Consider the following 14,231-nt stretch of genomic DNA (forward strand, 5'->3'; position numbering starts at 1 on the left):
TAAGTTTTAAATAAATAGTTACAAAAAACGCCTCGGGTATCCGAGGCGTTTTTTATTTTTATGCTATGAGCACTTTTATTCTTGACGTCTTAAAAGATTTAAAAAAACAAAACAAAGACTTCTCTAAACTAACCTTTATACTACCCAGCAAACGTGCTGGCCTTTTTTTAAAGCATCAATTACCACATGTTCTGGATCAAACAATTTTTTCACCAAACATACTAAGTATTGAAGAATTTGTAGAAGTGGTGTCACAATTAAAAACAGTTTCAAATACCGAACTGTTGTTTGAGTTCTATGATTCCTATTTGAACTTAACTCGCCAAAACGATCAAGATTCATTCGAAGTTTTTTCAAAATGGTCTCAAATATTGCTTCAAGATTTCAATGAAATAGATCGATACCTCATTCCCCAGGAACAAATCTTTAACTACCTACATGCTATTGAAGATTTAAAACACTGGTCTTTAGAAGAACATAAAACAGATTTTGTTAAAAAATATTTGGCCTTTTGGAATACATTACCTCTCTACTATAAAGATTTCACGCATAATTTAAAACAAAAACAAATAGGTTACCAAGGGCTCGTTTATCGTGAAGCTGTTAAAAATTTAAGTTCTTACATAACAAACAACCCTAAAAAGCATTATGTCTTTTTGGGTTTTAACGCATTAAACACCTGCGAAGAACATATTATTCAAGAACTACTTGAGCACAATTTAGCCCAAATATATTGGGACATAGACAAAACATTTCTGAAAAATGAAAAACACGATGCAGGATTATTTATTAGAAAGCATCTAAATAATTGGAAATATTTCGAAAAAGCACCTTTTAATTGGCCAACAGGAAACTATTCTAACCCAAAAACAATAGGTGTTTTTGGAGTTCCTAAAAATATAGGTCAGGCTAAACATATTGGTTCTTTATTAAAAACACTTAAAAATCAAACAAATGCTTTACAGAATACAGCTGTAGTACTGGGTGATGAAAGCCTTCTTATACCAGTATTAAACTCCATACCAAAAGGTATTGACTCATTAAATATAACAATGGGGCTTCCGTTGGGATCTATCCCCTTAGGCTCCCTGTTTGAAGCACTATTTAAACTTCACAAAAGCACGACAAAAACATTCTATTTTAAGGATGTTATTAACATTATTTCCAATCAATTTATTAGGCCACTTTTAAACATAGACGGTATAGATTATGCCTCTCAAATTATCGAGTCTATTGAACATAATAATATTGCTTATCTAAATGTTTCTAGAATCACTCAGATAGCTAGAAAATGTGAGACTATTATAAACTTATTATTTTCAAATTGGGGGCAATCCATTAACAATGCTTTAAAAAATTGCTTTCAACTCATCTTGCTAATAAAGGATGTTTTGGATAAAGACAAACAGTCAAATCTTCTTAGCTTAGAATATCTTTTTAGGTTTAACGAACTATTTAACGAAGTTTCTAGACTTAACTCAAAATATAAGCACATAAAAGATTTGCATACACTGTACAATGTTTATAAAGACCTTTTAGCAACAGAATCTCTAGATTTTCAAGGAGAACCGTTACAAGGTCTTCAAATTATGGGAATGCTAGAATCGAGAGTTCTAGATTTCGAAACCGTAATTATCTCGTCAGTAAACGAAGGTATTCTCCCTTCAGGAAAAAGTAATAATTCGTTTATTCCTTTTGATGTAAAACTAGAACATGCATTACCTACTTATAAAGAAAAGGATGCTGTTTATACCTATCATTTTTACAGACTCCTACAACGCGCCAAAAACATATATATTCTTTACAATACGGAAGCAGATGTTCTTACTGGTGGAGAAAAAAGTAGATTTATTACGCAATTGGAATTAGAGCAAATTCGTACTTTAAATCATCAAATCATTACCCCTAAAATCCCTATTATTGAACAACGTTTAAGCGAAGTAAAAAAAACACCAGCCTTGCATCAAGCCATTATTGACATGGCTAAAAACGGGTTTTCACCGTCCTCGTTAACTAATTACATTAGAAACCCCATGGATTTTTATTATCAAAAAATATTAAAGATAGGAGAATCTAATGACGTCGAAGAAACGATAGCTTTTAATACTTTGGGAACCGTAGTCCATAATACCCTTGAAGAATTTTACAAACCTTTAGAAGGAACATATTTAAGCTTGGAAGTTATCAAACAAATGAAGACAAAAATACATAAACGGGTAACTTACTACTTTCAAAATGAATACAAAGAAGGGGATATTACTAAAGGTAAAAATTTAATCATTTATGAAATAGCTAAAAGGTATGTCGCTAACTTTCTTGATTTTGAGGAAAAATCTATTAAATCTGGAAACGACATTAAGATACTTGCTATAGAAGCTGATAACCAAATTAAACTGAATATTTCAAATCTTAATTACCCTATCGCCCTAAAAGGAAAAATAGACAGAGTGGATGAAGTTAATGGTATTACTAGAATAATTGACTACAAGACAGGTAGTGTTAGTCCAGGTCAAGTTGAAATTGTAAATTGGGGCGAATTGACATCAGATTACAAAAAATATAGTAAAAGTTTTCAAGTATTGTCTTACGCTTATATGATGTATAAATCGGGTCAAATTAGCCTTCCAATAGAGGCTGGAATTATAAGTTTTAAAAGCCTAAACTCTGGATTTATAAAATTTTCAAAAAAAGACAGCCCGCGTTCTAGAACAAAACATACCATGATTACTCAAGATACATTAGAAGCCTTTGAAGAAGAGCTGAAAAATCTAATTTCAGACATATGCAATCCAGAAATTAATTTTATTGAAAAAGAAATTTAGTATGACTATTACCAAAAATATTATTGTTTCAGGAAGCCATAAAAAACCCATTCTTACGGATGTTTATTATAATAACAACCATAAACAAAAACCTGTTGTTATTTTTTGTCATGGATACAAGGGTTTTAAAGATTGGGGAGCCTGGGACTTAATGGCTAAAGCGTTTGCCCAAAACAATTTTTTCTTTATAAAATTTAATTTTTCACATAATGGAGGTACTATAGAACAACCCATTGATTTTCCAGATTTGGAAGCTTTTGGAAATAATAATTACACCAAAGAGCTTGACGACCTTTCCTCTGTTATTAATTGGATTCATTCGGAACCTCGTTTTAAAGAGAACATAAATCTTGATAAGGTAACACTTATTGGACACAGCAGAGCGGGTGGTATTGTAACCATAAAAGCTGAAGAAGATTCCAGAGTTACAAAAGTAATTAGTCTTGCTGGCGTATGCGATTTTGGAAAGAGAACCGCTACGATTGGCGATTTAGAAGATTGGAAAAAACAAGGTGTTAAATACGTATTAAACGGACGTACTAAGCAACAAATGCCACATTTTTATCAATTTTATGAAGACTATAAAAACAATGAAGAACGCTTAAATATTAAAAGAGCCGTTTCCAATTTACAAACGCCTTACTTAATCATTCATGGAAACCAAGATACTAGTGTTCTGATTGATGAAGCAAAAAACCTTCATGAATGGCAACCACAAAGTAAATTTATTGTTATTGACGGTGCTAATCATGTTTTTGGTGCGTCACACCCTTGGACCAAGGAAGAGCTTCCTGCTCAATTAAACGAGGCAATTAAGACTATACTAGCATTTTTAATCCAATCTTGATATGTAACCTACACACATGCCTAAAACAACAACCCCATTTTCTATTCTAAGCAGAAAGGCTCACCTTGAACAGCTAGAAAACGAGACGTTCCATATGGCCATTATAGGAGGCGGGATCACTGGAGCAGGAATTGCCTTAGATGCAGCCTCTAGAGGACTTAAAGTATGCTTAATTGAAAAAAACGATTTTGCCTCTGGCACTAGTAGCAAGTCAACAAAACTTATTCATGGTGGCTTACGCTATCTCAAACAATTTGAAATAGGGCTTGTAAGAGAATCGGGGTCTGAACGTGCTATAATTCATAATCTAGCACCTCATCTTGTAACACCAGAGAAAATGTTATTACCTTTAATTAAAGGCGGTACTTATGGAAAATTGATGACGTCTATAGGACTTAAAGTTTACGATTTTTTAGCAGGTGTGAAGGGAAACGACAAAAGGCGTATGCTAAACAAAGAAGAAACCTTCAAAAAAGAACCATTACTAAACAACAATCTTCTTTTGGGCGGTGGCTATTACGCAGAATACAGAACTGATGATGCTAGGTTGACCCTTGAAATCTTAAAGAAAGCGGCTTCTTTGGGTGCAGTAATTGTCAATTACTGTAACATGCAAGCCTTTGAATATGACAGTCACTCAAAAATAAAAAACCTAATTTGCAAAGACCTCAATACAGGGCATATACTCAAGATTAAAGCTCATAGCTATGTTTCGGCAACAGGTCCTTGGGTAGATACCATACGCAATCTAGATCAATCTTTAAGCTCTAACTATTTGCAGCTAACTAAAGGCGTACACGTCGTTTTCCCTTTTGAAAAACTACCAATAAAGCAAGCCTTGTATTTTGATGCTCCAGATGGAAGAATGGTATTTGCTATTCCGAGAGGAAGAACAACCTATGTAGGTACCACAGATACTAATTATCATAGAAGCTTAGATCGTGTTATTGTTACTAAAAATGATGCTGAATATCTTTTACAAGCTATTAATCGTACCTTCCCTAGTGTTCAGTTAAACATTGAAGACATTGAATCCCATTGGGCTGGGTTACGCCCGTTAATACATGAAGACAACAAGGCCCCTGCAGAGCTATCAAGAAAAGATGAATTGTTTATTTCTGATAGTGGGCTAATTTCCATCGCAGGCGGAAAACTTACGGGTTACAGGCGCATGGCACAGCGTGTTATTGAAACCGTGTTAAAAACTTTGAATAAAGCGTGTAAGGAACACCTAAAAAAATCTTCAACAGATAAAATTCCTTTGGTGACACCTCGACTTGAAAACACAACCGAAGTAAAACGTTATCAAAAAGAGCTTGAGGAAATTTTACAATCAAAAGGAGTTACAAATAGTTTTTACCCGTTATATTTATGCACTACTTACGGGAAACAGGCTAATGTAATCATTAAAAAATCGAACGAATTTAACAGTACCTGTTCTCGTGAAAACTTGATTCGTGCAGAACTTTGGTATAGTATCCATTATGAAATGACAAACAGCTTAGCTGATTTCTTTGTACGCCGTACTGGGATGCTGTATTTTGATATCTACAACATGAAAAAGCATTTAAAAATCGCTCTAAATGACTGTATAAACTACTTAGAATGGGACGCAAAACGCATAGCTTCTGAAAAGGAACAGATAAAAATTCTTCAAGAGGACGCCACACGTTTCTACAATGAAGAATTTTAGCCTTAAAAAGCAAAAAAAGAGGCAACGCTTTCACGTTGCCATCAATCAAAAATCAAACCTCATCATTGCTATTAATCCAGCTCCATTTTCTTTAAATTTTTAATTGTAATCAAAAACCAAAATATTAACCTTTACAATTTTATATCCATTGCTCAACAAAGTTACAGCGGTTACTGCATAAACCTTACGACATTAAATGTCCTAATAATGATTCATCCTTAAAAAGTACCTTTAATAATTTTGTTTCATCATGCGACAAGACCGATCCCTTAATATCGTTTAAGAGTATTAACGTTTTATCTATCGAGTAATCTGGAACTTCTTCGCTCCCAAAATTTATCTGCATAAACAACTTTTCAAGAGCTAAAACAGTTTGTAATTGCGCCCTGTTTTTAATAGGGTCTTTGTTTAAAACACCTTGCATTATTTTTAGTTTCAATAAAAGCACGGACACAATTAGCTAGTTTATTAGTCAAAACTAGTTATTTAACAGGGTATTTAATATGACATATCATGTCGGAAATAACGCATTTTATTATATTTACAAGGCAAACTCTTGTTGCTATGATGCAAAGATATGACTCCATAGGGGCCCTTTTTATTGATTACAGAACGTATAACGACCTGTCCCAGTCTGAATTTGCCCTTATTTTAGGAGTTGACCTGCGGACCATACAACGATGGGAAAAAAACCTAACTTTAATAAAATCTGAAAAAGAAGAAGATATCGTTTTATCCACGCTACTGCCTTACCAACTTATTCATAACTTAAATGCTACTGTACCAATTCCTACTTTCTACAACTTTAATACCCGGAAATATTCACTTTCAAAACAAACAAATAGTTTGCCTAAATTAAGTTGGTTTAAAGATCAAATTAACCTTAGGTCTTCGAACTTAAGAAGCATTGATTTTGATTATGATATTAAGCATTTAGATCAGTTTATTACCACTGAAAAACACGAGTCTAATTACGTTAATCATGATTTAATAAAAGAAGCCATAAGGTTGTTACCAGAGTTAAACTATATATTCACGGGAAAAGCTGGTTACTATGCTGGTCATTGCATTGTACTTCCGATTTCTGAAGCTACTTATTTAAAACTGCGCAATAGAGAGCTTACCAACAAAGACTTACGATCAAAAGATTTAATTGATTATAAACGCTCGGAACGTCCCATTTTCTACAGATACAATATTACTGGAGACTGTAATGATACTATTTTTTATATTATCGCTCATTTCATGAGATTCTTTAGAGATTTAAAAAACAAAAACTACTTAATCTGTAGTTATACTGAGCGGGAAGACAGCTACTATTTAAGTTTAGAAGTGGGTTTAAAAATTATTTGGGAAGACAAAGAGCTTCAGCAAAAAAAGGGACTAAAACATCCACCTAGATTTATTGAAGGCGACTATGTCAAGTTCCTTTCAGATTTAAGTTGAAACGATTTAAGTGTGTAAAATTATTTGATAAACGGATTTAAGGTTTGCTCTCCAACCTTTAAATAGTTCTGTATATGTTTAAAAGATGGTTTCTCCCCAATTTCATACAACATGCCATTTAAGGCACTGGCGAACCATTTTTTTTGCTCAAGACTTAACTTTTTTACCAGTTTAAAACTGTCTTCAATATTACTATCTTCATAAGTCTCCATGTACTTAGATCTAATCCCAAATCCAATAAGTTGAAACTGACCATAAACATAGTCGTACATTTTAAGATTTGGAGATGTATCGGCTCTTAAAACATGAAAAAAAACATGAGCCATCGCTGCCTTTTGTTTAACGGATAAACCTCTTCCAAAGTAGATAACCCTTGGATGCCTTTCAAACCCAAAACGTTTTTTTTTGTTAACCAAACTAAACATATATCTCTGTTATTTAGTCTAACAAAATTACATTGAAGGAACAATATTACATGCGACATTTTATGTCGAATAAACCAAACCGCTTTTAAAGAAGTAGGCTTAACGACTTTAGCCTGATATATGACATTTCATGTCACGCAGTATACTTTTGCAAATCTTTATTTTCGTTAAAAATTTGTAATGAAACAATTTATTTCCCTTTTTCTAATTGGCTTTTTAATATTTGGATGTAGTACTGATGACAGTAACGACCATGAATACCACTTGGAGTATGTAAATGTTGTAAGCGCAGAACTTCCAGACGAATTTGTTTATGGAAATACTTATAGAATTAAGGTTACCATAGAATTACCCAATAGTTGTTACTATTTTTACAATCAATACGACTACTTCTATGAAGAAACATCAAGGATTATTTATCCTATTGCACATGTTGATGATGGTGTTCCGTGTACTTTAAATATTAGAGAAACAACTTTCTCAATACCTGTGCAAGCTCTGCAGTCTAAGCCTTATATTTTTAAGTTTTATCAAGGAGAAGATGCCGATGGACAAGACATATTCTTAACTATTGAAGTTCCTGTTATTAAAAATTAATAGCATCTATAAAAACAAAAAAGACGTTCAAAAAATGAACGTCTTTTTTGTTGTGGACAAGACGGGATTCGAACCCGTGACCTCTTGACTGCCAGTTAAGAGAAATAAGCATTATCATTAATTAGTAAAATCCCATTAAGGGTTTTAAGATAACCTGTGAGGTAGGCATTGTTAAACTAACTTCTGGAGCGTACAGTATTTCAAATAATAATTAATCTCAAATTTTAAGCAAAAAGAAAACCATTCTTTTTTCTACTGCTTTATAGCACCCCACAGATATTTAAGGGTTTGTTTTTGCTAGCCACTTATTTCTTAGTGCACTATTTTATGATATTATATTTCCAACGCTAATAAATGTACCTTTGTACCTTTGATAATTGAGTTATAAACAAAGGCACGAACTCATGTGTCGAGTTACACAATTCCTAACACAGATGATAAGGCTGAAGCCAGTCCTAAAAAACTCAGAAACCCACAAATATCGGTTACCGTTGTTAAAATAATTGATGATGATGTTGCAGGATCTTGACCTATGGCTTTTAATCCAATGGGAATAATAGCCCCTGAAAAACCAGCAATAACCATTGAAAGTATCATTGAAATGCCAATTACCAGAGCTATACCAAAAGAATTTGCCCAAAAATAAACCACAATACCTGTTGTAATGGCCACGGCTATGCCATTTATAAACCCAACTGCAAGTTCTTTTTTAGCCACTCGCAACCATTGTCCAATTCTAATTTCCCTCAAGGCCAAACCTCTTATGGTAACTGCCAAGGCCTGAGAACCTGTATTACCAGATTGGCCGGCAACCACGGGTAGAAACACCGCTAAAATGGTTATTCTTGCAATAGTATCTTCAAATAATCCAACAATCATGGAAGCCAAAAAAGCAGTCACTAAATTAATCTGTAACCACGGTAAACGCTTGGCTACCGCAAAAAATGGTTTAGATAACGCGTGTTCTTCTTTCCCAGCACCAAACATGGTTTGCAAATCTTCACTAGCTTCTTCCCTTGATGTTGTAATAAGCGTATCATTTCTAATCACGCCTAGTAAATTATTATTAATATCAACAACCGGTAGTTGTAACAGCGCATACATTGCAATGGCTTTCAACACCTCCGCTCTAGTAGCCGTAGCATGCACACTATGGGCTTCATACATGAGTTCATCAAGTTGCTGGTCTGGTTGAGCAACCGCTAAATAGTTTACCGGAACTCTACCTACAAGTTTTTCCTCATCATCTAAAATATAAATGGTTAGAATCTTTCTGTTCCCAATTTTTCGTAGCTTATCAATCACCTGTTCCACCCTGTCTTCTTTAGAAAAGGTAGCCAAAAGGGTTTCCATAAGGAAGCCAGCGGTATCTTCATCGTATGCCAAAAAATCTTTGATTTCACGTGCAGTAACCTTGGAGAGTAAACCTAACTTTTCATCTACTTCATCACGATTTAGGGCAGATAAGATACGTGCCGCCCTATGCGTATCCGATTTTGAAAATATCTTTATGAATGCCTCATCACTTATCAATGGAAAAACATCGACCACCACATGGCGGCATAATTCGAAAAACACGTGTTGAGCAGTGGCCGGAGTCGAGGTTTCTAAAAAAGAAACAAGATCCTCCATAGGCTCATTCTCCAAATTATTGGCAATTTCTTTAAATGTTTTGGTTGAAAATTCTTGATTTAACATGGTTATAAACTGGCTTTATTAGAAATGGATTCCTGCTTAATTTCTTCTGAAACAGAATGTATCTTCCTCACGGTTTTCAAAATGAAAATATTGTTTGGCATAGTGATTTCATCAAGCGTATCAATAAGTTTTATTTTTATGAAAAACAACCCAATGTTCACTACTTCGCCACGTATCTCATAATCTTTGGTTTCCATAATGGAAATGTGATCTCCTATTTTCACCGTATGCCCAAAAAATATGATAATGCTCGAAGTTATATTTGAAAGAAGGGACCATTGGGCAAAAAAAGCAACACCAACAATGGTTAGCACAGACCCTACAAAAACAGCGATATCCGATTGATTTACACCCCAAATTATCAATAATAGAATCAGACAAATCAGGGAATTAATTAAATTTATGGAGCGCCTAATGAGTCGACTTCTCGATTTTAAAACCACCTTTTTAATTAGTGTTTTGTTTATGAGCTGATTGATCAAAATTCTCAATACCACAAAAATGGCAATAACAATGAGTGATTCAATAATTTTCGTTTGATATATTTCCATAGATCGATTTTTTTATAGAATAAAAGTGTTGCTTGAAATAGTAAACAGTACCACAAAATAGCAACACCATTATCATATCTCTAAATTAGACAAATAGCATGGAATAAAAAATTTGATAGAAATTAGCTATTAGTTTGAAGTTTCATTTTTTTTAACAAAACACATCTTAAAAATATGATTATAGCATGTTTGGATTATAAAAGCAAAACACTTTTTACATGAAAATGACCTAAATAAAAAAGGAGAATGTTTTTGATCTTTTGAAACTTTGGTAATTCTTGAAAGATAATTAAACCAAAAAAAGCTTTCCCATTAAGAAAAGCCTTTTTTATTTCTGTGGAGAAGACGGGATTCGAACCCGTGACCTCTTGACTGCCAGTCAAGCACTCTAGCCAACTGAGCTACATCCCCATTACTTAAGAACAATACAAATGTATACATTTCGTAACAAAACTCATTATAAAAATGGGCTTATCAATATATTTATTGTTATGGTAGCAAAGCTATATGTTTAATACTCAAAACAACATGTTATTTTATTGCTTAAAATCAAATCATGGGTATTATTTTAAAATCTTAAAAATGTTCTATTTAATATCAATAAAAACAAAACCGTTGAAAGTTTAACTTAAAACCAAGACGACTTACATAATAGGTAATAAATTAAGTATAATTCTATTTTAACCCACTTAACACCAAAACAGGAATACTACTATGAAAATCCTTTTTCAAAATCGTATTCTTCTCCCATTTTTTAGCAAAGAACCCTCTTTTACGGCGTACCACACACAACATATCGGGATTATGCGATTGAAAATGTTCTAAAACGCCTTGAAAGGTCGTGGCATTATTGGTTTTTGTAATAGTTGTTATTAACCCATTAAGAGACGCGTTTACATCAAAATCGCCATCCATGTAATAGGGCGTTTTAACAAGTAATAAATCAATTATAGTCTTAAATGTGTTCTTTAAAGTTTCTAAAGGACTTAAAACATTCTCCTTTTTTATTATGGCCGATTTTACAGCCATCAAAATACTTGATGGTGGCTTGAATTTATAATCTTCAGGAACAATTAACGCCGGCACATCCATTTGCTTAATAATTTTTCCAGAAGTTTTTCCTAAATAAACCTCATCTTTTATGGATGTAGCCTTAGGCTCCACTAAAACCAAATCTATATCGGCTGCCTTACAGGCCAATTCTAAGGTATCAATCAATTTACCCTTTAAAACCTTAACAACCACATTAACATGACTAGTGTCGATTTTAGAGACTAACCCATTTAAAAACTCCAAACTCTCTCTTTCTATAATATCATCCACTTTTACCATGGTTCCTGCCTTTGTATATACATTATATACTTGTACCACAAAAAGCTTGGCATCGAAAGATTTTGCAAAATCTACAGCATACTGTAAATGACTTAAGGCATTTTTTGATGACCCAACAGGAACTAAAATATTCTTCATAACAACAGAGCGTTTAATCTAAAATTACAATAAATTTGATGCAAAAGTAAAATATTTAAATGATTCGAAAAGCAACGGTCTCAGATATAGTCTATATATTAGAAGTTACCAAAGCCTGTGCTACACATATGATAAAAAACAACATTTATCAATGGAACGCTCTTTACCCTAATGAAAACGCTTTTTTTCAAGACATTAAAAGAGAAGAACTTTACGTTTTAGATATTAACAACAAGGTTCAGGGCTGTATAACAATTTCGTGGTTAATGGACGAAGAATATCATCCTATTTCATGGATTACACCCAACACAACCAATATTTACATTCACCGTTTAGCTGTTCATCCAGATTACCAAGGGCAAGGTTATGCTCAAAAGCTTATGGACTATGCAGAGACATTTGCAAAAAGGCATAATGCTATTTCTATACGCTTAGATACCTTTTCTAAAAACTTTAGAAACCAACAATTTTATGAACAACGTGGTTACAAAAAACTAGGTGATATCTATTTCCCAAAACAAAGTGAGCACCCGTTTCACTGTTACGAACTTGTCCTTTGAATACAGACCTTAGCTTAAAACATATCAATAAACTTGCTATACCAGCATTAATCTCGGGGGTGTCAGAACCTATATTGTCTTTAACTGATGCTGCAATAGTTGGAAATATTGAAGTAAATGCCACCGAGTCTCTTGCCGCTGTAGGTATTGTGACCACATTTATATCCATGCTTATTTGGGTACTTGGACAAACCAGAAGTGCCATTTCATCAATTGTTTCACAATATGTAGGTGCTAATAAACTAGAGGTTATTAAAAACCTGCCTTCTCAAGCTATTTTTATAATTACCTCTTTAAGTGTTTTAATTATTTTAGGTACTTTCCCCTTAGCAAGATCCATTTTCAAATTATATAACGCCTCAGATTTAATTCTTGACTACAGTGTTGTTTATTACAAGATAAGGGTTCTAGGCTTCCCTTTTACACTTTTTACTATAGCTGTTTTTGGAGCTTTTAGAGGCTTACAAAACACCTTTTACCCTATGGTAATAGCTATTATAGGGGCCGTATCAAATATCCTTCTAGATATTATCTTGGTATACGGTGTCAAAGACTATATCCCCGCCATGCACATAGAAGGCGCTGCTTATGCCAGCGTTATTGCGCAAATGCTTATGGCGGCACTTTCTGCTTTTTATTTGTTGAAAAAAACCAATATTCCCTTAAAACCTAGTTTTCCATTTAATGCAGAAATAAAACGTTTTATCCTAATGATTTTAAATCTTTTTGTAAGAACTATTGCTTTAAATGTAACGCTCTATTTTGCCAGTGCTTACGCCACGAGCTATGGTGCTGAATATATCGCGGCCTATACTATTGCCATTAATCTTTGGTTTTTAGGTGCCTTTATTGTTGATGGCTATGCCAGTGCAGGAAATATTCTATCTGGAAAACTCTACGGCGCCAAAGACTATGCTTCTTTAATCTTACTTAGCAATAAGCTCATAAAATATGCCGTTATTATTGGTGCCTTTTTAGCCATAGTAGGGGCCATTGTATATGTTCCCATTGGACGAATATTCACTAAAGAACCAAAAGTTTTAGAAGCCTTTTACGATGTGTTTTGGATTGTTTTACTCATGCAGCCACTTTGTACCATAGCGTTTATTTTTGATGGTATTTTTAAAGGCCTTGGCAAGATGAAGTTTTTGAGAAATGTGCTTCTATTTTCAACTTTTTTAGTTTTCCTTCCCATTCTCTTTTGGTTGGATTCCTTAGATTATAAACTCCATGCCATATTTATTGGAATTACCTTTTGGGTTATTGCCAGAGGTGTCCCACTCATTATAAAATTCAGACAACTTTTTTTGCCACTAGCACAAAACGACTAACTTTGCATGACAGCATAAAAAACAATAATGAAACTATTTATTGCCTGTCTTCAACAAGTAAATATTGAAGAAAAAATTAAAAACGCCCCAGATAAAGGTTATGAAATTGGGGTGTTTATTGGGTCTATGATTCCATTTGTTGTTCTTGTTGCCTTAGCGTATTTATTATACAGATATAACAAAAAAAAGAATCAATAAACTGTCATTATGGATATTATGTCTTTTGTTAGCGGAAACGGATTGTTTCTTTTACTAGCTCTCGTTTTAATTATTGTATATTTTGTAAACAAAAGAAAAAGAAGATAATGGGTAATAAAATTCGCATCACTAAACAATTTTCTTTCGAAACGGGTCATGCTCTATATGGGTACGATGGGAAGTGTAAAAATGTTCATGGCCATAGTTATAAACTTTCAGTAACGGTTATCGGCAAGCCTATTACAGACCGCACCCATGTTAAGTTTGGAATGGTTATAGATTTTGGAGATTTAAAAAAAATCGTAAAAGAAGAAATTGTAAACGTGTTTGATCATGCTACCGTTTTTAATAAAAACACGCCTCACGTTGAGCTTGCTAACGAACTTGAAAAAAGAGGTCACAATGTACTTTTAGTAGACTACCAACCTACTAGTGAAATGATGGTACTTGACTTCGCTAAAAAAATAAAATTACGTTTACCCAATCATATTAAACTGCACTCATTAAAACTACAGGAAACAGATACCTCCTTTGCAGAATGGTACTCCTATGATAACAATTAAGAAAGGACAGTGATACTATGCCTGCCTACT

At 33.5% G+C, this 14,231-nt stretch carries 14 protein-coding genes and 1 tRNA gene; 9 read left to right on the forward strand and 6 right to left on the reverse strand.

Annotation, left to right across the window (positions count from 1 at the left end; all coding sequences use genetic code 11):
• Positions 1 to 65: 65 nt before the first annotated feature.
• Genes E5D58_RS12410 through E5D58_RS12420 form a run of 3 tightly spaced genes read left to right on the forward strand, consistent with a single transcriptional unit; the run spans position 66 to position 5,362 of the window.
• Positions 66 to 2,822, forward strand: a complete 2,757-nt coding sequence (locus E5D58_RS12410; protein WP_136482224.1) for a PD-(D/E)XK nuclease family protein — start codon at positions 66 to 68, stop codon at positions 2,820 to 2,822.
• Position 2,823: 1 nt separating this feature from the next.
• Positions 2,824 to 3,669, forward strand: coding sequence for an alpha/beta hydrolase family protein (locus E5D58_RS12415; protein WP_136482225.1), 846 nt, complete (start codon positions 2,824 to 2,826; stop codon positions 3,667 to 3,669).
• Between the two features lie 16 nt (positions 3,670 to 3,685).
• Entirely contained in the window at positions 3,686 to 5,362 is a 1,677-nt protein-coding gene (locus tag E5D58_RS12420) for a glycerol-3-phosphate dehydrogenase/oxidase (protein ID WP_136482227.1), read from the forward strand.
• A gap of 184 nt (positions 5,363 to 5,546) precedes the next feature.
• Here the strand turns inward: E5D58_RS12420 and E5D58_RS12425 are convergent, their stop codons facing one another.
• The gene (locus E5D58_RS12425) at positions 5,547 to 5,786 is read right to left on the reverse strand and encodes a hypothetical protein (protein WP_136482229.1); all 240 of its coding nucleotides are present in this window, start codon (positions 5,784 to 5,786) and stop codon (positions 5,547 to 5,549) included.
• Between the two features lie 140 nt (positions 5,787 to 5,926).
• Between E5D58_RS12425 and E5D58_RS12430 the strand changes: the two genes are divergently transcribed.
• Positions 5,927 to 6,808, forward strand: coding sequence for a helix-turn-helix domain-containing protein (locus E5D58_RS12430; RefSeq protein ID WP_136482231.1), 882 nt, complete (start codon positions 5,927 to 5,929; stop codon positions 6,806 to 6,808).
• Positions 6,809 to 6,828: 20 nt separating this feature from the next.
• Here the strand turns inward: E5D58_RS12430 and E5D58_RS12435 are convergent, their stop codons facing one another.
• The gene (locus tag E5D58_RS12435; protein ID WP_136482233.1) at positions 6,829 to 7,233 is read right to left on the reverse strand and encodes a hypothetical protein; all 405 of its coding nucleotides are present in this window, start codon (positions 7,231 to 7,233) and stop codon (positions 6,829 to 6,831) included.
• A 180-nt stretch (positions 7,234 to 7,413) separates the two neighbouring features.
• Here E5D58_RS12435 and E5D58_RS12440 point away from each other — a divergent pair, with 180 nt between their 5' ends.
• Positions 7,414 to 7,830, forward strand: a complete 417-nt coding sequence (locus E5D58_RS12440; protein WP_136482234.1) for a hypothetical protein — start codon at positions 7,414 to 7,416, stop codon at positions 7,828 to 7,830.
• Positions 7,831 to 8,244: 414 nt separating this feature from the next.
• Here the strand turns inward: E5D58_RS12440 and mgtE are convergent, their stop codons facing one another.
• From mgtE to E5D58_RS12460, 4 genes are all read right to left on the reverse strand, one after another.
• A complete protein-coding gene (mgtE, locus tag E5D58_RS12445) occupies positions 8,245 to 9,528 on the reverse strand; it encodes a magnesium transporter (RefSeq protein ID WP_136482236.1) in 1,284 nt (427 codons plus the stop codon).
• Positions 9,529 to 9,530: 2 nt separating this feature from the next.
• Positions 9,531 to 10,079: a mechanosensitive ion channel family protein gene (locus E5D58_RS12450; RefSeq protein ID WP_136482238.1), complete on the reverse strand. Its 549-nt coding sequence runs from the start codon at positions 10,077 to 10,079 to the stop codon at positions 9,531 to 9,533.
• Between the two features lie 337 nt (positions 10,080 to 10,416).
• A tRNA-Ala gene (locus tag E5D58_RS12455) sits at positions 10,417 to 10,490 on the reverse strand.
• A 264-nt stretch (positions 10,491 to 10,754) separates the two neighbouring features.
• Entirely contained in the window at positions 10,755 to 11,549 is a 795-nt protein-coding gene (locus E5D58_RS12460; RefSeq protein ID WP_136482240.1) for a universal stress protein, read from the reverse strand.
• Between the two features lie 59 nt (positions 11,550 to 11,608).
• Between E5D58_RS12460 and E5D58_RS12465 the strand changes: the two genes are divergently transcribed.
• The 4 genes from E5D58_RS12465 to E5D58_RS12475 all read left to right on the forward strand — a co-directional run bounded on the left by E5D58_RS12465 (position 11,609) and on the right by E5D58_RS12475 (position 14,201).
• Positions 11,609 to 12,109, forward strand: a complete 501-nt coding sequence (locus E5D58_RS12465) for a GNAT family N-acetyltransferase (RefSeq protein WP_136482242.1) — start codon at positions 11,609 to 11,611, stop codon at positions 12,107 to 12,109.
• Positions 12,106 to 13,440 carry an MATE family efflux transporter gene (locus tag E5D58_RS12470; RefSeq protein WP_136482244.1) on the forward strand — a complete coding sequence of 445 codons (1,335 nt, stop codon included), beginning with the start codon at positions 12,106 to 12,108 and terminating at the stop codon, positions 13,438 to 13,440. The genes E5D58_RS12465 and E5D58_RS12470 overlap by 4 nt, the downstream gene beginning before the upstream one ends.
• Before the next feature lie 27 nt (positions 13,441 to 13,467).
• On the forward strand, positions 13,468 to 13,638 hold the full coding sequence (locus E5D58_RS14980) for a hypothetical protein (RefSeq protein ID WP_168796684.1): 171 nt from the start codon (positions 13,468 to 13,470) through the stop codon (positions 13,636 to 13,638).
• 107 nt (positions 13,639 to 13,745) lie between these two features.
• Positions 13,746 to 14,201, forward strand: a complete 456-nt coding sequence (locus tag E5D58_RS12475; RefSeq protein ID WP_136482245.1) for a 6-pyruvoyl trahydropterin synthase family protein — start codon at positions 13,746 to 13,748, stop codon at positions 14,199 to 14,201.
• Positions 14,202 to 14,231 lie beyond the last annotated feature (30 nt).

This window comes from Cognatitamlana onchidii (assembly GCF_004804355.1).
In the GTDB taxonomy this organism is placed as follows: domain Bacteria; phylum Bacteroidota; class Bacteroidia; order Flavobacteriales; family Flavobacteriaceae; genus Cognatitamlana; species Cognatitamlana onchidii.